Annotated in this window: 17 protein-coding genes; all 17 read right to left on the reverse strand. The window is 46.7% G+C overall.

Annotated elements, in window-relative coordinates:
- Window positions 1–11: 11 nt before the first annotated feature.
- A complete protein-coding gene (locus tag ACH59B_RS21320; protein WP_007432172.1) occupies window positions 12–380 on the reverse strand; it encodes a metalloregulator ArsR/SmtB family transcription factor in 369 nt (122 codons plus the stop codon).
- A gap of 102 nt (window positions 381–482) precedes the next feature.
- A complete protein-coding gene (locus tag ACH59B_RS21325; protein ID WP_263560815.1) occupies window positions 483–1607 on the reverse strand; it encodes an NADH:flavin oxidoreductase in 1125 nt (374 codons plus the stop codon).
- 167 nt (window positions 1608–1774) lie between these two features.
- Window positions 1775–2110 (reverse strand): cytochrome o ubiquinol oxidase subunit IV, encoded by a 336-nt coding sequence (gene cyoD, locus ACH59B_RS21330; protein WP_016820324.1) that lies wholly within the window; start codon window positions 2108–2110, stop codon window positions 1775–1777.
- Window positions 2111–2719: a cytochrome o ubiquinol oxidase subunit III gene (gene cyoC, locus ACH59B_RS21335; RefSeq protein ID WP_016820325.1), complete on the reverse strand. Its 609-nt coding sequence runs from the start codon at window positions 2717–2719 to the stop codon at window positions 2111–2113. It abuts the gene before it with no gap.
- Entirely contained in the window at window positions 2719–4695 is a 1977-nt protein-coding gene (locus ACH59B_RS21340; RefSeq protein WP_013373105.1) for a cbb3-type cytochrome c oxidase subunit I, read from the reverse strand. Before ACH59B_RS21340 ends, cyoC begins: the two co-directional genes overlap by 1 nt.
- A gap of 26 nt (window positions 4696–4721) precedes the next feature.
- A complete protein-coding gene (gene cyoA, locus ACH59B_RS21345; RefSeq protein ID WP_263560816.1) occupies window positions 4722–5705 on the reverse strand; it encodes a ubiquinol oxidase subunit II in 984 nt (327 codons plus the stop codon).
- Window positions 5706–6057: 352 nt separating this feature from the next.
- Entirely contained in the window at window positions 6058–6306 is a 249-nt protein-coding gene (locus ACH59B_RS21350; protein WP_016820327.1) for a hypothetical protein, read from the reverse strand.
- Between the two features lie 219 nt (window positions 6307–6525).
- On the reverse strand, window positions 6526–7872 hold the full coding sequence (locus tag ACH59B_RS21355; RefSeq protein WP_113051008.1) for a GH1 family beta-glucosidase: 1347 nt from the start codon (window positions 7870–7872) through the stop codon (window positions 6526–6528).
- Window positions 7869–10340 carry a glycosyl hydrolase family 95 catalytic domain-containing protein gene (locus ACH59B_RS21360; protein ID WP_404302606.1) on the reverse strand — a complete coding sequence of 824 codons (2472 nt, stop codon included), beginning with the start codon at window positions 10338–10340 and terminating at the stop codon, window positions 7869–7871. Before ACH59B_RS21360 ends, ACH59B_RS21355 begins: the two co-directional genes overlap by 4 nt.
- Before the next feature lie 106 nt (window positions 10341–10446).
- Complete coding sequence (locus ACH59B_RS21365) at window positions 10447–12141, reverse strand: ABC transporter substrate-binding protein (RefSeq protein ID WP_016820330.1); 1695 nt, start codon at window positions 12139–12141, stop codon at window positions 10447–10449.
- 62 nt (window positions 12142–12203) lie between these two features.
- Window positions 12204–13106, reverse strand: coding sequence for a carbohydrate ABC transporter permease (locus tag ACH59B_RS21370; protein WP_016820331.1), 903 nt, complete (start codon window positions 13104–13106; stop codon window positions 12204–12206).
- A gap of 15 nt (window positions 13107–13121) precedes the next feature.
- Window positions 13122–14135 carry a sugar ABC transporter permease gene (locus ACH59B_RS21375; RefSeq protein ID WP_025365852.1) on the reverse strand — a complete coding sequence of 338 codons (1014 nt, stop codon included), beginning with the start codon at window positions 14133–14135 and terminating at the stop codon, window positions 13122–13124.
- 462 nt (window positions 14136–14597) lie between these two features.
- A complete protein-coding gene (locus tag ACH59B_RS21380; RefSeq protein ID WP_025365853.1) occupies window positions 14598–15014 on the reverse strand; it encodes a cupredoxin domain-containing protein in 417 nt (138 codons plus the stop codon).
- A gap of 141 nt (window positions 15015–15155) precedes the next feature.
- Window positions 15156–16958, reverse strand: a complete 1803-nt coding sequence (gene cydC, locus ACH59B_RS21385) for a thiol reductant ABC exporter subunit CydC (RefSeq protein ID WP_016820334.1) — start codon at window positions 16956–16958, stop codon at window positions 15156–15158.
- A complete protein-coding gene (gene cydD, locus ACH59B_RS21390; protein WP_016820335.1) occupies window positions 16939–18699 on the reverse strand; it encodes a thiol reductant ABC exporter subunit CydD in 1761 nt (586 codons plus the stop codon). The genes cydC and cydD overlap by 20 nt, the downstream gene beginning before the upstream one ends.
- Window positions 18699–19712, reverse strand: a complete 1014-nt coding sequence (gene cydB, locus ACH59B_RS21395) for a cytochrome d ubiquinol oxidase subunit II (protein ID WP_016820336.1) — start codon at window positions 19710–19712, stop codon at window positions 18699–18701. Before cydB ends, cydD begins: the two co-directional genes overlap by 1 nt.
- Window positions 19699–21105, reverse strand: coding sequence for a cytochrome ubiquinol oxidase subunit I (locus ACH59B_RS21400; protein ID WP_019688632.1), 1407 nt, complete (start codon window positions 21103–21105; stop codon window positions 19699–19701). Before ACH59B_RS21400 ends, cydB begins: the two co-directional genes overlap by 14 nt.
- Window positions 21106–21240: the final 135 nt, after the last annotated feature.

Here is a 21240-nt window from a genome sequence, read left to right on the forward strand (position 1 = left end):
TTTGTCAAAAATCATTGATGTGATATGTGCTGATGGGTTTGCAAAAAAATCTGCTCCACATGATTATCATCCAGTGAATAAAACACTGTCTTGCCTTCCTTGCGTCGTTTGACAATACGCAGGTTGCGCAAATAACGAAGCTGGTGGGATACCGCAGATTGGCCCATGTTCAACACCTGTGTTAAATCATGAACACACAGTTCCTTTTGGGCCAGGGCATAAATCAGCTTAATCCGTGTCGGGTCACCCAGCGCCTTAAACAGCTCCGACATTTTGTATGCGATGGAATCCTCAACAAGGGAAGATTTTATGCGCTCAATTTCCTGATCTGAACCGTGACAAGCCGGCTCGCAATCCAAAGCTTCCGTTTCAGAATTCATCCTTTTTCACCCCGTGTATTTCGACTTGATGCTTCTATTATAGCAAATTCGTAGAATTTACGAATAGCTTATATTACAGCTTGCCCTGTAACCAAAATTTGCTTAATTCAACGTTTTTAATACTTCGTCATTGTATGGAATTATTTCTTTTATCTGTTGATCACGCAATTTTACTGCAAATGCCGGATCAACCAGCAATGCACGTCCAACTGCAACCAAATCAAATTCCTCTCGTTCTACTAGCCCCATGAGTTGTTCTAATCGAGCCTCTACACTACTGGATTGATCAGTCTGAAGACTATTATTTTTTTCCAGATCACTCAGAAAGGCCTTCTCCAAACCAACCGATCCCACCGTAATCACTGGCTTGCCTGTTATCTTTTTCGTCCAAGCTGCCAGATTTAGATCTGAGCCTTCAAATTCCGGTTCCCAGAAACGGCGACTTGAACAATGGAATATATCCACTCCGGCCTTCACTAATGGAGCAAGAAACTGTTCAAGTTCCTGTGGTGTCTGTGCCAGCTTTTCTCCATAATGGTACATCTTCCACTGGGAGAATCGCAGTACAATTGGAAAATCCGGACCCACTGCACGGCGACAAGCCTCAATAACCTCGACCGCAAACCGGGTCCGCTGAACCAAATCGCCTCCATATTGATCGGTACGCTTATTGGTTTTATCCCAAAAAAATTGATCTATTAAATAGCCATGCGCTCCATGAAGTTCAATGCCGTCAAACCCCACCTGCTTGGCATCGGCAGCGGCCTGAGCAAAGGCTGCGATGATATCCGCAATTTCCGCCTCCGTCAATGGCTCAACTACCTTTTCACCGGCGGGAGAAATACCCGAAGGACCGACAGGCAATGCCTCGGGATTCGGTTGGTTATCCGCACCTATTTTTCGGGCCGTACCCACATGCCAAAGCTGCGGTATAATTTTGCCACCTGCCGCATGGACCTCCTCTACTACCTTGGCCCACCCCTTTAACCCTTCACCATAAAAGTTAGGGATGCCTGTGTGCTCCACAGCTGCGGGATGATTGATAGCCGTTCCCTCCGTAATAATCAATCCAACAGCATTTTCCGCACGACGACGATAATACGCAGCAACCTCAGGTCCTGGAACACCTTGGGGAGAAAAATTTCGTGTCATGGGAGCCATAACGATCCGATTGGGAAGCGATAAGTTACCTATCTTAAAAGGTTTAAACAATATTTCGGTGTTCATGACGTTTTCCTCACTCTCCATTAGTATTATCTTTTTCACTCTTCTGTTATACAATTCCATTTTACACACATGCAAACTTGAGTTCAAGAAGCCACAGTTTAATTTCAGCAGGCCCTTTACAAAAAAAGAGGAAGCGGCATAGAGCCGCTTCCTCTTTGTGTTATTTATTAGTGTGCTACCATGTTGTATTCCATAATCCATACAGAACCGCCAACGACGGTCAACAGGATCACTATACCAAAGATTAAAGTCATCACATTCCAACGTGGTCCATTGCTTTCACGGATGTGCATAAAGAAGAATAGCTGAACCAGAAATTGCAGCACTGCCGCGGCCAAAATAACAACCATCGTCGAAGTGCGGCTCAACATATGATTCATAACCACGCCGAGAGGAATGATGGTCAGTACGATGGACAGAATAAATCCGATAACATAGGATTTCACTGAACCGTGAGAATCATCATGACCATGCGAACCTGCTCCTGATTGATGCTGTGCCATCTACATCACCCCCATCAAATAGACAACTGTCAGCAAGAAGATCCAGACAGCGTCCAAAAAGTGCCAGTACAAGCTCAATGCCGAAACTTTGCCCTTCGTCTCTGGAGTAAGTCCGCGTTTTTTCAACTGGAACATAAGTCCAATCATCCAAACCAGACCTAACGAAACGTGAAGTCCGTGTGTTCCAACCAATGTGAAGAATGCCGACAAGAACGCACTGGTTCCAAAATTGGCACCTTCATGTACGATTTCAACAAACTCATAAACTTCAAAACCGATGAAACCAAGACCCAGGATTGCCGTCACGATTAACCAGTTGATTAATCCCTTCATGCTTCCTTTGTTCATAGCCAACACAGCCAGACCACTTGTGAAGCTGCTTGTGAGCAAGAGGAACGTTTCAATAATAACGCCCGTCATGTTAAACAGCTCTGCGCCACCTGGTCCTCCGGCTGTGTTGTTCCGAAGGACAACGAAGGTTGCGAACAAGGTACTGAACAGGATTACGTCCGTTACGAGGAAGATCCAAAAACCAAGCATCTTCAATTCTTGCGGATCGTGATGCCCGTGGTCATGATCATGGCTGTGATGTGCTGCTGCTTGTGCCATTATACAGACCCCCTTATTGCCGCTTCCGTGCGTTTTACTTCATCCGCAGGGATATAGTAGTCGCCATCATAAGAGAAGAACGAACGGCAAATCATACAAATTGCTACGCCGATCAGCCCTGGAATATAGAAGAACGACCATCCAAATACGAAACCGAAACCTGCAATGAAAAAGAATACCGACATAATGAATGGAATCGCCGAGTTTTTCGGCATATGAATCGCTTCAATTGGCGGTTGCTTTCTGAAGATACCTTTTGCACGTTTATCTTTTTCTGCCCACCAGTCATCGCGTTCTTCTACTTGCGGAATGGTAGCAAAATTGTATTCCGGTGCAGGTGAAGGAATTGACCATTCCAACGTGTGACCACCCCAAGGGTCGCCAGTTGTATCCTTCAGCTTGCGGTAATTTTTGATACCCAGAAGAATTTGAAGAACCTGGAACAAGAAACCAATCCCCATCAGGAATGCCCCAACGGTTGACACCATGTTAAGCGGCTGCCAGCCAGTATCCCAGCCGTAAGTGCTCAGACGACGTGTCATACCCATCAGACCGAGGGAATATTGCGGAATGAAACATACATAGAATCCGATATTCCAGAACCAGAAAGCCCATTTACCAGGCGTTTCAGGCAATGTGAAACCGAACATTTTGGGCCACCAGTAGTACAGACCTGCCAGGTAACCGAACACTACCCCACCAATCAGAGCGGAGTGAAAGTGAGCGATCAGGAAGTAACTGTTATGGAACTGGAAGTCCGCAGGCGCTACAGATAACATGACGCCCGTCAAACCTGCAATCAGGAAGTTCGGAATAAATGCAATAGACCACATCATCGGAGTTTTAAATTCGAGTTTACCCCGGTACATCGTGAACAGCCAGTTAAATACTTTAACCCCTGTCGGTATTGCGATAACCATCGTCGAAATCGCAAAGAATGCATTAACATCTGCGCCTGATCCCATTGTGAAGAAGTGATGCGCCCACGTGAAGAAGGACAGGATCGCAATAATGAACATGGCGTAAACCATGGATTTGTAACCAAACAATTTCTTTTTAGAGAATACGCTGATAACCTCGGAATAAATACCGAAGGCTGGCAATACTACAATGTATACCTCAGGGTGACCCCACATCCAGATCAAATTGATATACATCATCGGGTTACCGCCGAAATCAAGGGTAAAGAAGTGTCCTCCTCCAAAGCGGTCAAGGAATAGCAAAGCTAAAGTAACCGTCAGAATCGGGAACGCGAAAATGATAATAACACATGATGAAAATACGGACCACGTAAAGACAGGCATTTTCATCCAAGTCATACCAGGTGCACGCATTTTAATGATGGTAACAATAAAGTTGATCCCTGTAGCCAATGAACCTATACCGGAAATCTGAATACCCCAGATATAGAAGTTCTGACCGACGCCAGGACTAAATTGCAGTTCTGAGAGCGGTGGATAACTCAACCAGCCTGCATCTGGCGAACCGCCAATAACGAAGGACAAGTTGAACAACATCGCACCCATAAAGAAAAGCCAGAAGCTCAATGCGTTCAGGAAAGGAAACGCAACGTCGCGCGCACCAATTTGAAGGGGTACGGCGATGTTAAACAAACCAAACATCAACGGCATCGCCATAAACAAGATCATGATTGTGCCGTGAGTTGTAAAAATCTGGTTGTAATGCTCAGGATGTAAGAGTGTCACATCAGGTGTAGCAAGTTGAATACGCATCAATAATGCATCCACGCCTCCGCGGAATAACATCAAGATGGCCGCAAGAATATACATAATACCGACTTTTTTATGGTCAACCGTAGTCAACCAGTTTTTCCAAAGCCAGCCCCATTTTTTGAAATAAGTGAGCACAAACACGATCCCGATCGTTGCTAGTGCGATGGAAACGTCCGCTCCATAGATCATCGGGTCTCCAGTAACGAAGAAAGTGGATGCAAACTCTTTTATTTTGTCAAGCATTGGGGGCCTCCTTCCCTATAATCATTTTAATTGTGTCCGCTCATATTCATATGACTCATATCCATTTCGGCATGCTCTTCTGTGCCGGTCTTGGATGAATCTTCTGTGGATGTAGCTTCACCATGTCCAGCATGGGGGTTAGAAGAGCCTTCCACTACATACTTGTTGACAATCTCTTTGAACAATCCGTCTGGAATCGAAGAATACTCATCAGGCTGGGACAAACCTGGTTTTGCAAGCGCCAAATAGCCGTCTTTCGTCAGCGGCTTAGACTGCTTCTTGATGTCAGCGACCCAGTTTTTATACTCTTCATCCGACTGGACTTCTACATCAAAACGCATTTGTCCAAAATGCTCACCGCTAAAGTTTGCACCCGAGCCAAAGTAAGTTCCTTCGTGATCGGCCTGCAAATGCAGTTTCATGGCCATGCCTGACATGGTGTAGATTTGACCGCCCAATTGCGGAATCCAGAACGAGTTCATCGGAGCGTCAGCAGTCAGTTCAAAACGGACTGGAACACCTTTAGGAATGTGAACTTGGTTAACTGTAGCTATACCTTCCTCTGGGTACATAAAGAGCCATTTCCAGTCCAATGAGGTTACTTGAATCGTTACTGGCTTTTGCGTACTTGCAATCGGCTTGGAAGGCTCCAGCAAGTAGGTATATCTCGCAGTGATGACCGCAATAATAAGGATAACGATAATTGGAATAGCCCACCATGTGGTCTCCAGCTTTTTGCTGTCATCCCAGTGAGGTTGGTACTTCACCTTGTTTGTTGGGGTATCGCGATACCGCCAAACGATGAAGAAGGTCAAAATCATAACCGGTACAATTATAAGCGCAGACAATGCAGTTGTAAGAATGATCAGCTCTTTTTGTGCTTGCCCAATTGGTCCTTTCGGATCGAAAACAACGTATTTTCCGCCAGCATAAAAACACGTCCAGATGAGCAATGCTACCGTGAGCACGGTCAAAACCAACGCAATAATCGCTTTTGGTTTTTTGTTCATGTTGTTCCCCTCTCCTTAAAATAGTAAATTACTCAAAACTAACGAACTCCTGTAATGTTGCCCTTATATAAGATAGCAGAAAAGCGGCCACTTTTTTTATTGTTAACAGAATTGTCGATTATTTGTCCGATTTTTGTGAAAAACCTCTCTAAAAATAAAATTTCTCTTGCAAATTCAAAATTTCTTTTTAATTCAAAAATGACATATAAAAACGTTAATTATGCATCTTGAAGTATCTTAAAAAAGCTATACTAAAGCAAAAATCGGGACTCCTTACAGTTATCATCCTACACTGCTCGAAGCCCCGCGCTGTTGTTTTCGTTATCAGTTTTACATCATCTTTTCAATTGTATTAACGATGTCCGTTCTCTTGGTCTTCCTTCTTGCGGGCAATGACAAATGATTTCCCGATTAGAAAAATGAAAATTCCGGCAGCAAAGGCGCCAATGCCTGTCATTAGATAGATATTACGATCGGTTAAATTCCCTATATCAAGCAAAATAAGAATAATACCTACAATGCAAGCGATCAAAGAAATAACAGATACCGTGCGGCTCATTTGGTTATCCCTTGATCCTGATTTTCTAAAATTCGAAGCCATACCCTCCACTCCCTCTAGTTTAAAATGGTTAAAAAGTGCCCTCGTCAGGTATTTTTTTCAGTATGCACATTTTTTATTTTTTTATTCCTGCCGGTCTCTATATACTAGAACCATCTGTAATTCATCTTGGCTATTATTACCCCAGAGGACCTCCTATTTAAACAAACGGGAGCGGAGGCAGACCTAAATTTGCTTTATATTCAGATCATTTCTCTTTGTTTAGCGTCTAGTCTCCAACCAGTTATTACTTACTACATTTCGATACCAATAGTAACTTTCCTTGGGGGTGCGGACCTGTGTGCGAAAATCGACATGAATCATGCCAAATCTCATATTATACCCCTCTGCCCACTCAAAATTGTCCATAAGTGACCATGCCATATAGCCTTTAACATGAAGACCATCATGAATTGCCCGGTGCACCTGCACCAAATGCTGCTGCATGTAGGAAATTCGACGATCATCTTGCACCTTTCCGTTTACGACCTCATCATTGATACAAGCCCCGTTCTCTGTGATGTAAATATCGATGTTACCGTATTTTTGCAAATAATGTAGTACCTCATACAGCCCACGTGACTCCACCGGCCAGCCGATATCTGTTACAGGTAGTCCCATATTGATTTCTTCAGATTGAAGAAATCCTGCCTCCGGATTAAATCGATTAACCGACATACTATAATAATTGATACCAATCATATCAATTGGCTCACCGATAATGTCCATATCTCCATCTTGTATAGGTACGGTGGCTCCCTGTTCCGCAAACCAGTCTACCAAAAACTGAGGATACGAGCCTTGATAAATAGGCTGGAGAAACCAGTCACTGTGCAGGGAAATCGTGCGTGCACAAGCCGCTTTATCTTCCTCAGAAGTGCTGTAAGGAACAGCCCAGGAGACATTTGGGGCGATACCGATCTGGCCACTGGTGCCAAGCTCGCGGAATCGGCGTACAGATAGGCCATGCGCAACCAGCAGATGATGTCCTACATCAATCGCAGTCTGGAGATTCGTCAGACCCGGGGCATGAACTCCCAGCATATTGGATAAAAAGGCGATACACCACGGTTCATTGAATGTCAGCCAATGCTGTATTTTACCGTGAAACTCACGGAACATCGTTTCCGCAAACTGGACAAATGCCTGAATTGTGCGACGATTTCCCCATCCTCCGGCATCCTGTAGCGCCTGAGGCAGATCCCAGTGATACAGTGTACAAAACGGTTCAATTCCGTTGTCATTCAACAAATCAACTACACGATGATAATAGTCCAATCCCTCTTGATTGACTTCACCATCACCATTAGGAAATATACGTGGCCAGGACACCGAGAAACGATATGTACGAATGCCCAGTTCCTTCATGAGACGGATATCTTCTTCGTAACGATGATAGCTGTCACAAGCTACATTGCCGTTATCACCGTTGAACACTTTGCCAGGCGTATGGGCAAAGGTATCCCAGATCGACAACCCTCTTCCATCCTCCTGGTAAGCCCCCTCGATTTGGTAGGCGGCCGTTGCGGTACCCCACATAAAGTCCTGCGGAAATTGAAAAATAGTCATTGTGTCTCTTCCTCTCCCTCAATTATAATCGTATATTCATTCGTTGTTTCCTGCTTTTTGGTAAAAGTCCATGACAAAATAAATCCTCCGTGCTTGGGATCAGGCTGAGCCCGACGATCATCAACGCTAAACGGATGTGCACTGCGAATCGTACAGCTTCCCGTCTGGACCGATGTGGTAAGCTCCGCACGGACGAGCCGCGAACCGGACCATTCCATGCTGACCGTAATTCCGCCACGCCCTTTCAAGCCGCTGACCCGTCCCTCCGGCCATGCCGATGGCAGGGCAGGCAATAGCGTCAGCTCGCCCGGGCGGCTTTGCAGCAGCATTTCTGCTATGCCTGCCGTCGCACCAAAGTTACCGTCGATCTGAAAAGGTGGGTGAGCGTCGAATAAATTACGGTAGGTCGACCGCGACAGCAACGTGCGAACATACCGATGCGCAGTGTCGCCATCTTCCAGCCGGGCGTACAGGTTAATCAACCAGGCACAGCTCCACCCGGTATGCCCGCCACCATGATCGAGCCGGCGGTGTAGCGATATGCGGGCCGCCTCAGCCAGCTCTGGAGTATCACGGATATGGATCTGTCGGCCGGGGTAAAGCCCGAAAAGATGCGAAACATGTCGATGCCCAGGCTCCGCTTCCTCAAAATCGACCATCCACTCCTGTAACTGACCGTGACGGCCGATTTGATAGGGTATTAATCGTTCCCGTGTCTCTTCGCAGCGTCTACGGAACTCATCGTCTAACTCCAACAGTTCCGCGGCCTGAATACAGTTGCTCAATAGCTCCCGAATCAGCGTCATGTCCATCGTAGAGCCCATGGATATACTGCAATCCTCGCCTTCGGGCGTGATGAATTTATTTTCAGGCGAAGTGGAGGGGGACGTTACAAGCCGACCATCCGGGCCCTCCACAAGCCAGTCTAAGCAAAAGGCCGCCGCCCCCTTCATAAGCGGATAAGCCTGTTCTGCCAAATAGGTTGTATCCAAGGTGAACAGATAACGCTCCCATAGGTGAGCGGTTAGCCATACACCCCCAAGCGGCCAAAATGCCCAACTGGCATGGCCACCTGACGGTCCGGCGTTTCGCCACACATCAATATTGTGGTGAGCTGTCCATCCTTGAGCCCCATAATTGATGGAAGCGACCCTGCGTCCCGTACGACCGACTTCTCCAATCATGTGCAGCAATGGCTCATGGCACTCGGCAAGATTACACACCTCTGCGGGCCAATAGTTCATCTGTGTATTAATATTGGTTGTATAGTTACTGTTCCACGGCGGCTGTACCCGGTCATTCCAGATGCCCTGAAGATTGGCGGGCTGACTGCCCGGACGTGAACTGCCCATTAGCAAATAACGTCCATATTGGAATAACAGCACTTCCAGCCCCTGGTCTGCCTGACCTTTCTGATAGCGTTCTAATCGCAGATCCGTCGGGAGAACGGACTCGTCAGTTAGCGTGTCACTTCCCAGTTCTACTGCAACACGGTCAAACAGCTTCCGGTGATCCTGCTCATGGCGTTGCCGCACCTGCTCACTTCCTAGCGAAATCGCTCCGTCTAGAATGACTTTGCATGCTTCTGCCGACTCTGTTGCATCACTATTCGGCATAGCCTGAAATCCCCGAAATCCGGTAGCCGCTGCTAAATACACCGTGATTTTATCCGCGTCCGAGATGATCAACGCTCCGTCATCCCTCGTCGTCAAGGTTCCTCCCTCGGGAATAACCCTCGCCTGAACTGCAAAAGCCATCCCCAAATCATTTTCGTAAACGACAGACTGTGGATGATCACCGTGATAATTAGATTCCACATGACTGGGCGCTCGTCCAGTCAACGTAATGAAGTCCCTGGTCGGTTCCTCGGATGGATCGTTATCGTTGGCTCCTTTGGAGGAATCACCAAGCGCATCCTCTCCAACTTCATCCTCACAAGGATGGGGGGTAGTCATACGCACAGATGCATGGATTTTTCCAACCTTATTCGCAGTCAGTGACACCATAATGACTCCATCAGGTGCACTGGCGATAACTTCACGAGTATAGTGGACTCCATCACTCTGAAAAGTGACCACTGCCGTTCCGGTCTGCATATCCAGTTCCCGTTCATAATGCGCAATCTCCCCTAGGTTCTCCTGTGTAATCCACAAATCTCCTAAAGGCTGGTAGGCTTCTGTATCTCGACCCAGCATGTTCGAATTAATCAGCTGCTCTGCTTCCTTGTATTTTCCATCTGCAATCAGCTTTCTGGCAGGCTCTAAATATCGCAATGCATCATACTGAACGCCATCTCTGGGAAATCCGGACCAGAGCGTATCCTCGTTTAATTGCAAATGCTCCTCTCTGATCCCGCCAAATACCATAGCTCCCAGCCGTCCATTGCCGACTGGCAATGCTTCCTCCCATACCTCAGCAGGCTGGCGATACCATAACCGTAGGGACTGTGGTCTTTCGCCTTTCGTCAACTCAAACCCTCCCTCATCAAGGTCAGACAAAGCGCTGAACCCATATTGCCCATGGCGCATGCGCTCTGTCACTCCGAGATTTCAAAGTTTGGAAAATATGGACTCGTTATTTAGCAGCCTTCCCACTCCATAACTCCACTCTGTCCTTCACCAGTTGCGTGTATTGCTGTTCCATTTGGACAGCTCCGGCGGCATCCAGTTCTTTAATCATGTTGTCGTATACCGTATCAAAATTGGAAGCTGGTGTTAAAATGGCTTCCGGTATACGTTTGCGGATTATGTCTGTCGTCTTTTTGAATGTAACGTTATAGTTGGATTCATTGTCTGTCGTCAGGTTATAGGCTGCGCCCCAAGGCTTCACATCAAATTCTTCTTTTCCTGGAAACAGTTCCTTCCACGTTTTTACGCCATACGCTTTCAGTGATTCTTTCTCCGGCTTCGAATAAGCCGCGATAATTTGTTCCGGGAATTTGGCAGTGTAGTAGTTACCCGTAGAGTCCTTCACTCCGTCACCATAGTGTCCGCTCATTAATGTGTACAAGTCTATTCCAGTGGATTTATTGAAGCTGGTTGTATTGTTCGTTTTTTGATCCAATACATCGGCAGGAATGACGCGTTTGCCGTCTTTGATTTCATAGTGCTTGCCTTCGATTCCCCAGTTCACTAGCACCTGTCCTTCATCGGAAGCTAAATAATCCAGAAATTTAATAGCCCGCACCGGGTCCTTGCAACTTTCCGTAATCCCTACACCATAACCGGACGCAAAACCTGTATCCTGAAAGGAACGATCCTTGTACTCCTCTGAGAGTGTAACTGGGAAATGCGCGTAGCTGGCATCAGCCTTGCCTGACGCTTTTAATGCATTTTCGGCATCCTGATAACCCCACTCCTGGTCGATCAGACCCAGAACACGACCGCTGGCAATTTTGGATTTGTATTGATCGCTTTTTTGCACAAACGAATCTTTATCGAGCAGCCCTTCATTGTACATGTGGTTTAACCAACGGAAATATTCTTTTTCTTCCGGACGTTTGTAATGAAGCTTGGCTTCAAAAGTTTTGGGATCAATAAAATATTCACCATCATCCGGCGCCCCAGTTGTCTGGAAAGCAGGGTTCGTTACGGTAATCATAATTCTCCAGTCGTCTGCATCCAGCGTGAGAGGGATCGTTTTTTTGCCATTAATCGTCGGATGTTTGGCTACATAGGTTTTGAGCACGTTTTCAAAATCCTGCAATGTTCTTACCTTGGGATATCCCAGCTCCTTGAGCACCTTATGCTGAATTTCAAATCCCCCCGTCGCGTCAAAACTCTCCTGTCCCACCCCTGCATACGTAGGAATAACATAGATGGCTTGATCCTTATTGCTGTATTTCAGCCGATCCATATAGGGGCCGTATAGCTTTTTGAGATTGGGTGCGTGATCGTTGATCAGATCGGTCAGGTCAATCATAGCCCCCGCATCCACAAGCTTGCTAATATTTGCTTTAGGAGAGACCAGGTCTGGGTATTCCCCACTTGCTGCCATCAAAGCAATCCGGTCATCCCCACCTCCGCCGCTGACATCAAATTCCGCATTCAAGGTTACACCTGTTTTCTTGGTGATTTCCTTGCCTATTTCATCTTTCATTCCATTCCATTGCGGGCTTGTATCTGCTCCGAAGAAGCTAAACGTAATTGGGTCTGTGCCGCTGGATGAGCCTTCTTTCGCTGTTTTATCGCTTCCACCGCAACCTGCGAGTGCGGCAAGCGATACGGCGAGCAAGGGAATCAGTGCAAATCTGGACCAGTGTTTTTTCATGTTCAAAACCTCCTGCATTTCTAGGATTTTATCGTTGTGGATTGACTGCTACGATTGGATTGTTATGATTTAACAGCTCCCAGTGTCATACCGCCTACAAAATATTTTTGTAGGAATGGATATACGAGCAAAATCGGAAGCGTGACGGTAATCGTGATTGCCATTTTAATCGACTCTGGCGAAATTTGAGCCATTTGCTTAGCCATATCGTTGCTATTCGCCATATTGGCGCCGCCTTGCTGCGTACTTTGCAGTATCTTCATCAGCTCAAATTGCAGCGTTGTCCACTGCGCGGCGGTTCCATTGTACAAGTACGTATCAAACCATGCGTTCCATTGATTTACCGCTAAAAAAAGGGCAATTGTCGCCAGCACAGGCTTGCACAGCGGTAAAATAATCTTCCAATATATCGTAAAGTCATTGGCTCCATCCAGCTTGGCAGACTCTTGTAGCGCATACGGCAAACCATCCATAAAGGAACGAATGACAAAAACATTAAACGCGCTGATCAGCCCCGGAAAAATATACACCCAGAACGTGCCCAGCAAATGTAAATCACGCATCAAAATAAACACAGGCACCATTCCGCCGGAAAAATACATCGTCAACGCCAGAAACGTGGATATGAACTTGCGCGCGCGGAAATCGACCCGACTCAGCGTAAATGCAAGCATAGAAGCACAGATGAGTCCCAGCACCGTTCCAACTACTGTACGTAAAATCGATACCTGCAGACCCCGAAGCAGGCCATCGTACTGGAAAATCGTTTTGTAATTTTCGAGTGTAAACTGACGAGGCCATATATAAATACCGCCACGAACCGTGTCCGTCGAATTGTTCAGGGAAATCGCTAGTACGTTCAGAAACGGGTACAGCGTCAACACCACGATCAGAGCCATGAGGATATAGTTGAACAGGTCAAACAGCTTTTCTGACCGTGTAGCATTAAATGCCTTATTCGTCATTTCGCTTCTCCCTCCCTACATGATGCTTTCTTTGGTCAGTTTTTTGAATATACCGTTCGCCGTAAACAACAACAGAATGCTAACCAGTGAGTTGAAAATGCCTATTGCCGTCCCGTAAGAGAAGCGGCCCAGATTAATCCCGTAATTCAGTGCATACAAATCCAGCACTTCCGAATAATCCGTTACGAGACTGTTGCCAAGTAAGAACTGCTTTTCAAAACCATTGCTGACCAGATGTCCAATCGCCATAATAAACAGAATGGCGATGGTCGAGCGGATACCTGGCAATGTAATATGCCACATCTGTCTCCAGCGGCTGGCCCCATCCACACGTGAAGCTTCATATTGTTCCTGGTCAATTCCGGTGATGGCAGCTAAATAAATAATCGTATTCCAACCTGTCTCTTTCCATATGTCGGAAGCGGTTACAATGTACCAAAACCAACTCCCCTTAGCCATAAACTGAATCGGTTCATCCACAATATGAAGCGCTACCAAAATATCGTTAACAATTCCACCGTCAATGGACAGCATTTTCGTCACCAATCCGGCCACAACTACCCAGGATACAAAATGCGGGAGGTAGGATACTGTCTGCACAACTCGCTTGAACAGCATACCACGCAACTCATTTAGCAGAATTGCAAAAAAGATCGGTACAACAAAACCAAAAACAATACCCATCAGGCTCATTGCCAGCGTATTTCGTAATACCAGATAAAAACGTTCATCCTGAAAAAGCTCAATAAAGTTGTCTAACCCTACCCACTTTTGATCCCAAAACGATTTGGCTGGCTTATATTTTTGAAACGCCATTGTCCATCCCCATAGTGGAAAATAACTGAAAACAAACACCCATATGACGAAAGGAATGGACATAAAATAAAGGTACTTTTGCTGTTTCACACTGTTCCACAGGCCTTTTTCACCGCGTTCGGGCTTCGATCCGCGAGCCTTACGCGGTCTTCCCCGATTGGATTCAGGAATCACAGCATCAGCGTTGGAAGCGGTTTCAGTTGAAGATCCCATAACAAGCTCCTCCTCATCTCTAGATACTATTATCATACTTTGCTGGCTCAAAAGCGGGTACCCGACGAATTAGGAGAAAAATCAGTTCAAAATTAGATATATGGGGAGTGGATTAAGATTTACATTCGTGCCACTACACATGCGGATGGTGCTTCCCATCGCTGTTGTCCCCGGATTTCTTGAATAAGCAGACAAAGGTAGAAATTCAGGGACAAAGGCGACCGCTATCGCTTGTCCAGCACCATTCCGCCTGCTCCGTTCTCATGTAAATTCTCTGAGAGAAGTCTTGTAAAAAACAAAAGATCAGCAATGTAAGCTGATCAGAGGTAAAGGATAATGCTTATTGCACCACAGGTGGGTGATGGTATATATACACTTACTGTCGCAATTCACCTAGTTGGAAGAAAAAAGCTTTCTAGCATCCATGGGGTCAGTCCCCATGTGCCAGAAAGCTTTTTTGATTTATTTTACCGTGATCGTCCCGTAGTACATATACATGCCGCAATTGTACTCATATACCCCCGGTTTTAAATCCTTGACGGTAAAATTATTATTTTCGTGATCCAGGTAAACGTCCATTCCGATCTTCAACGACTGTACTTCATCGATGCAAGTAAAGGATGTCATTTTTTTAAAATTGATCTTGGTTGGAACGCCGGCTTTCACTTCAATATTTTTAGGATAGAAACCGTCCCCTTTTACACCCACTGTAACAATCTCGTATTTGGTTTTATCTGGCTCTTCCTGAGCTTGTTGAGATTGATTGGCCGGAAACGACGACACGCTCCCTTGAAAATAAAACAAGACAAACCCGCCCATGATCAGGGCTACAAAACCAATCAGCATCAAATGCCAATGTTTAGAGATGAGTGTTTTCATTTCTTTCAGCCCCCTCCAGTTGAATGTCTAATGAGCATGTGACGCATCAACTCTAACCAGTATATAAAAGTTAATCGAAATTTTAAATACCTTGTTTCAAAGCTTATAGCAGATGAACCATATTATCCGACACGGTGATCATTACTGTTTTTCCAGACCCGGATGATCCAGCTTATACAGATTACGGTATCGGGTATGATCTCGCCACAGCTCATCATGACTGCCTCGCATGGAGATGGTGCCTTGTTCCATAAAGATCACCTCATCCATATGCTTCATTCCTGTGAGATGATGAGTGATCCAGATCAATGTTTTGCCTTCCAGCACGCGAAACATCGTCTGCATAAGTTCATGCTCCGTCAGCGGATCAAGCCCCACGGTCGGCTCATCCAGCAAAACAATCGGGTGATTTTGCAACAAAATCCGCGCCAGTGCAATGCGCTGTCTTTCTCCACCGGAAAAGCGAAGACCCGTCTCCTGCATTCTTGTATCGTAACCCTCTGGTAAAGAATCAATCAGGGTTCCAAGCCCTACCTGCTCCGTCACTGCACGAACCTCATCCAGCGTGGCGTCGGGTCGTCCCAATCGAATATTGTTTGCTACCGTCGTATCGAACAAATACGGTTGCTGGTTTAGCACCGCAAATAGACTGGAGTATGCTCCACCTGTAAATACAGGCACTCCTGCGACAGTGACGCTGCCTTCATCAGGCTGCAATGCTCCTTGAATCAGATTCAGCAGCGTAGACTTACCCGCACCACTGCGGCCAAGCAATGCAACCTTGCCCCCCTGTGGTACGTGTAGGGAGATATTACGCACACTCCATTCCTGCGTTGCCGCATAGCGGTAGCTTACGTTGTTCAGCAGAAGGTCTCCCCCGTGGCTTAATCGCTGAGCGGTAGCCTGTTCCTTTTTAGTATCTGCTACATCGTCTACTGCTGGTTGTCCTGCATCTGATCCTGCTGCAAGTGCAGATGTACCTTTCTCGGAATCCTTTAGCCGTCGAAGTGAATCCTGATACTCCGGCGCATGAACCACCGCTTCCCCAGCGCGAACGAAAGCATCCAGCAACGGAAAAGTTACTAGCGCAAAGGATGCCAGCCATGTCGCTTCAATGCGACCCTGTGCTACCAGTCCTCCGGCCCACACAGTCATAATTACAATTCCTCCACCTACAAAGCATTGTGCGATCCAATGAGAACACCACTCGTTCCGGCGAAGTGAATTTTCCACCATGGCAGCCCTCTTGTGCCGTTGTGTAAAGGTGCTAAGGAAATGCCCAGTTCGTCCGCTCAGCACCAGATCACTCATGCCGAACAAAGCATCCGTCAGTTCCTGATAAGATTTACTCCGTTCCTGCTTGAACGTACGCCGTTTGGCGAGTGAGGTCCAAAGTGAGATAGCTGGGGCGATAAAAAGCAAAAATCCCCCATATAGCGCCATCAGCAAGGCAAATGTTCCATCCATCCAGCCAAGCGCCAAGATGCCTGTTGCATATATCAGCAAAGCCGATAACGCAGGCAGAACCAGCTTCAGATAGATATTTTGAAGCTGCTCAATATCCTCTGCCAGCAATCCCAATAGATCCCCTGTACGAAATTTGCTGCGAATCATCAGCGCCTGCGGTTCCACTGCCCGATACAAGCGTACCCGCATACGAGACACAAGCCGCAGCGCAGCATCATGACCTACCAAGCGTTCCAGATACTGAATAACGGCTTTACTAAAACCAAACGTTCGCACAAGCACAATGGGCACATACACCATTAATATATTTTCAGGCTTTAAGGCCGAACGAGTAATCAGATGGCCGGACGTAAAGAGCAGCGCGCCTGCACACCCAATGGACAGCGCCCCCAAAAGAGCAGCTGCCAGAAAGGCCCAAAAGTATTGTTTTAGATAAAGCAAAAACCAGCCTTGGCTGCTATCGCCTGTTGCTCTCATATCGTCCGTTCCCTCCTTCCGACATTCCCGTCAGCAATCGATAATATTCTCCCTTTTGTGCAACCAATTGCTGATGGGAACCTACCTCTTCCAGACGACCTTGATTCATCATCCAGACACAGTCCATATCCGGCATCCAATGCAGTCGATGGGTGGCAAGAAACATCCTCTTGTGTTTCAATACGGACAAAATGGTCTGTTTTAATTCCCATTCTGTCTCAATATCCAAATGCGCCGTAGGCTCATCCAATAAAATAATCGGACGGTCACTGAGCAAAGCGCGCGCCAAGGCAATCCGCTGCGCCTGTCCTCCGCTCAATGTCCGGCCTGCTTCACCAATAGGCTCATTCAACCCACTCGGAAGACCGTCCACCAGCTCACGCAGTCCAACCGCGTCAATCGCCCACTCTACCTGCTGGTTGGATGCCTCCGGCTCATAAAAGCGAATATTATCTGCCAAAGTAGCGCTAAACAGGTAAGGATGCTGTGGAATATAGGCAATATACCGCTGCCATTCAGCTTTGGTATCCGCAGATAATCGGCATCCATTAAGGATCACCTCACCTGAAGTCGGGTCAGAAAAGCCGCCAAGCAGACTAAGCAATGTCGTTTTGCCTGCACCACTCGCTCCGACGATGCCGATCATGTTCATGTGCGGTTCAACACTTGCAGACACATGTTCTAGCCGGGCAGAGCCGTCTTCATTAAGTAAACACACATCAGACAGCTTGAGGATGTCCTGCCCCGTGATGTCTAATCCTTTATCATGAACTGTCTGTGCATTCGTCTCCGTCGCTTCTTCTTCTGCACCGAGAATCGAGCGAATCGCTCCCCAAGCCTCTTTACCATCCAATGAGGCGTGATAGTCTGATCCCAACTGGCGTATAGGCATAAAATATTCCGGTGCCAGAATAAGCACCGCAAGCGCTGCCTCCAGTCCCACTGAACCACTAATCAGACGCAGACCCAAGCCTACCGCTACAAAAGCGACCGACAGCATACTGAAAAAATCGAGGGCAAATGAAGAAAGAAACGCTACCCGCAGCGTACGCATCGTGGCTGTACGATACTGGTCGCTGACCTTCCCTACGCTTTCCCCATGCGCCCGACTGCGTCCCAAAAACCTTAGTGTCTGTAGTCCACGCAACGAATCCGTAAAATGATGTGATAACAGACGATAGGAACGCCACTGCTTGTCTGCCTGCTTTCGCGCCGCCAAGCCGAGTAAAATAAAGAAGCCCACCAGAATCGGCATCGTAGTCGTCAAAATCACACCTGAAATCATATCCAATGTGAAAACATACACAAGTACAAGTAAGGTTACAGCCATCATGTCTATCATACGAGGAATGGATATTTCCAAATAATTGCGAAATCGATCCACGCCATCCAGCGCGAGCGTCACCAACTTGCCGCTTCCTTCCCGCGCAGCAAAGCCCGGGCCCCGCTCGAACAAACGCGCAAGCAGACGCTCCCGTAAGGAAGCGCCTGCTGCTTCGGCAAAACGACCGGCTGTCCGGCGTTGCAGCCAGATCATCGTATGCCTCACTGCAAAAGCCGCGAAAAACAACGCCAGCGATGGCCAAGCCATTACTAGCGGATTTTGTTTAAATAAAATCGTAATAGCCTTTGCCAAAAAGATGGCTTGTGCAATTACCGCTGCTCCCTGGAGCAGGGAAAGGGCGGCCAGCAGCAGCATTACTGGCCGAATGCCCTTTAATTCAAACCAGGCTTTATCCATTAGTATTCCAGATGATCCTTTTCACTGAGACGCTTATGGAAAACAAAATAGCTCCACGCCTGATAAGCCAACACAAAGGGTAAAAGCGTTGCTGCAACAATCGTCATGGCTTTCAGTGTGTAATGACTGGAGCTTGCATTATATATCGTCAAATCAAAAGCACTGTTGATCGAGCTCACCATAAATCTTGGGAACAAGCCAACGAATAACGAAACGAAGCTTAGCAAAATGATGACACCGGTCATCCCGAAAGCCCATCCTTCACGGCGCTGCTTCAGGAAATACCATGTTAGCACATAGGCAACCATCCCCACTGCAACCGCAACATACATAAAGGGACCGCGACGTGCAAATAAATCCGTTGCAAAATAAGTCCATACCACCATACCAGCAAGCAAAATCCCCAACACCGGAAGAAATTTGGACGCGATCACACGAGCACGATCCCTTACTTCACCAATCGTCCGCAGAGAAATGAACGTCAGCCCGTGCATAAGGCACATTCCGACCACGGTCAGTCCAATCCATACGGTGTATCCATTGAACACATCCAAGAATCCGGCTTTCAGATCCATGTTTTGCTGAATAGGTACACCCTTCACCAAAGCCGCAAAGGCCATGCCAAACAGCATCGGCGGCAGGAAGCTGCCAATCAGAATGCAAGCATCCCACGTTCCTGTCCACCCTTTCCCTTCGGCCTTGCCCCGGAACTCAAAGGAGACTCCTCGCAAGATCAAACCTAGCAAAATAAACACAAATACCAGATAATATCCGCTAAACATCGTTGCATAAAAATGCGGAAAAGCGGCAAACATCGCACCTGCTGCTGTAATCAGCCACACTTCGTTGGCATCCCAGAATGGACCAATCGTATTGATCATCAAACGTTTTTGTTGGTCATTACGCGGCACTAATCCCGTAGCCATCCCTACGCCAAAATCAAAGCCCTCTAGAAAAAAGAAGCCTGTAAACAGCACAGCGATCAATAAGAACCATAAATCATTTAACGACAATGCTGTCACCCCCTTGAGCAAATGGATCATGAATTACCGTATGCTGATGCGGCTCCATATCTGGGCCTTTACGAGCGGTACGAGCAAACAGGAATGCCAATACACCCGTTAAAATGAGATACAACGTCGTAAATGCAATCAGTGAGAACAACACTTCTCCTGCTACAACGGTAGGTGAAACAGAATCTTTTGTTTGCAGCAAACCAAATACAGTCCACGGCTGACGTCCCATTTCTGTCATGATCCAGCCCGCGGTATTGCCAATGAACGGGAGTGATATCCCCCACAGCATAAGACGGAAGAACCAACGATGGGAGCCCTCCAATTTTTGTCGAAAACTCAGATAAGCTCCGTACAGAGCAAGTGCGATCATGGCACATCCTGCCGCAATCATAATGCGGAAGCTCCAGAAGGTCGTACGGACAGGCGGAATATAATCACCCGGACCGTAGGTCTTTTCATACTGTGCTTGAAGCTCCTTCATACCAGGCACAGAGCCGGAAAACTTGCTATACGACAGAAAGCTCAGTGCAAACGGAACCTTAATCTCAAAGGTATTTTCCTGCTTATCAGGATCAATATTGGCAATAATCGTCCAAGGCGCTGGATCGCCACTGTCTCCCCACAGAGCTTCACTGGCTGCCATCTTCATGGGCTGTGTTTTGATCAAATATTGAGCCTGTCCATGACCAAACAAAGGAATAGCAATGGCACAGATTAATGCAACAATAATGCTCAATTTAAAAGAAGGTTTAAAGAAGTCCATATTCTTTTTATGCATCAGCTTCCAAGCACTAATCCCTGCTACCAGGAAAGCTCCAGTTGCAATAGCAGCAAAGATGGTGTGAGGATACTCCCACAAAAGCTGCTCGTTCGTTAACAAAGCAGCAAAATCTTGCATTTCTGCCCGGCCATTTACAACCCCATATCCTACGGGACGTTGCATGAATGAATTAGCAGCCAAAATCCACAAAGCCGAGAGCATCGTACCGATCGCTACTAGCCACATGCAAACTAAATGGACAGTTTTGGATAGTCTTTCCCAGCCGAATACCCATAGGCCGATAAAGGTTGATTCCAGAAAAAATGCAAGCAATGCTTCAATGGCTAGCGGTGTACCAAATACATCACCGACAAAACGGGAAAAGTCCGACCAATTCATTCCGAACTGGAACTCCTGCAAAATTCCGGTAACTACGCCCAGCGCAAAGTTAATCAGCAGAAACGTTCCCCAGAATTGAGCCATTTTTTTGTACAAGTCTTTTTTCTTGATAACATACATAGTCTCCATAATTGCCACCAACAATGACAATCCAATGGAGATTGGCACATAAACAAAATGAAGAATCGTAGTGGTTGCAAACTGCAACCGTGCCAAATCCAATACGTCCATGATGCTGCTCCTCCTCTGTACTTCCCTTAACAATGATTTAATGTTTGTGATCTGAAGTCTTTTATATTTGTGATTGTATTCACATTGTTACATATGAAACCGTCACTTTTTTAGGAAATGACTCACTTAGCTAAC

The organism is Paenibacillus sp. DP01 (assembly GCF_044784315.1).
GTDB lineage: Bacteria > Bacillota > Bacilli > Paenibacillales > Paenibacillaceae > Paenibacillus > Paenibacillus polymyxa.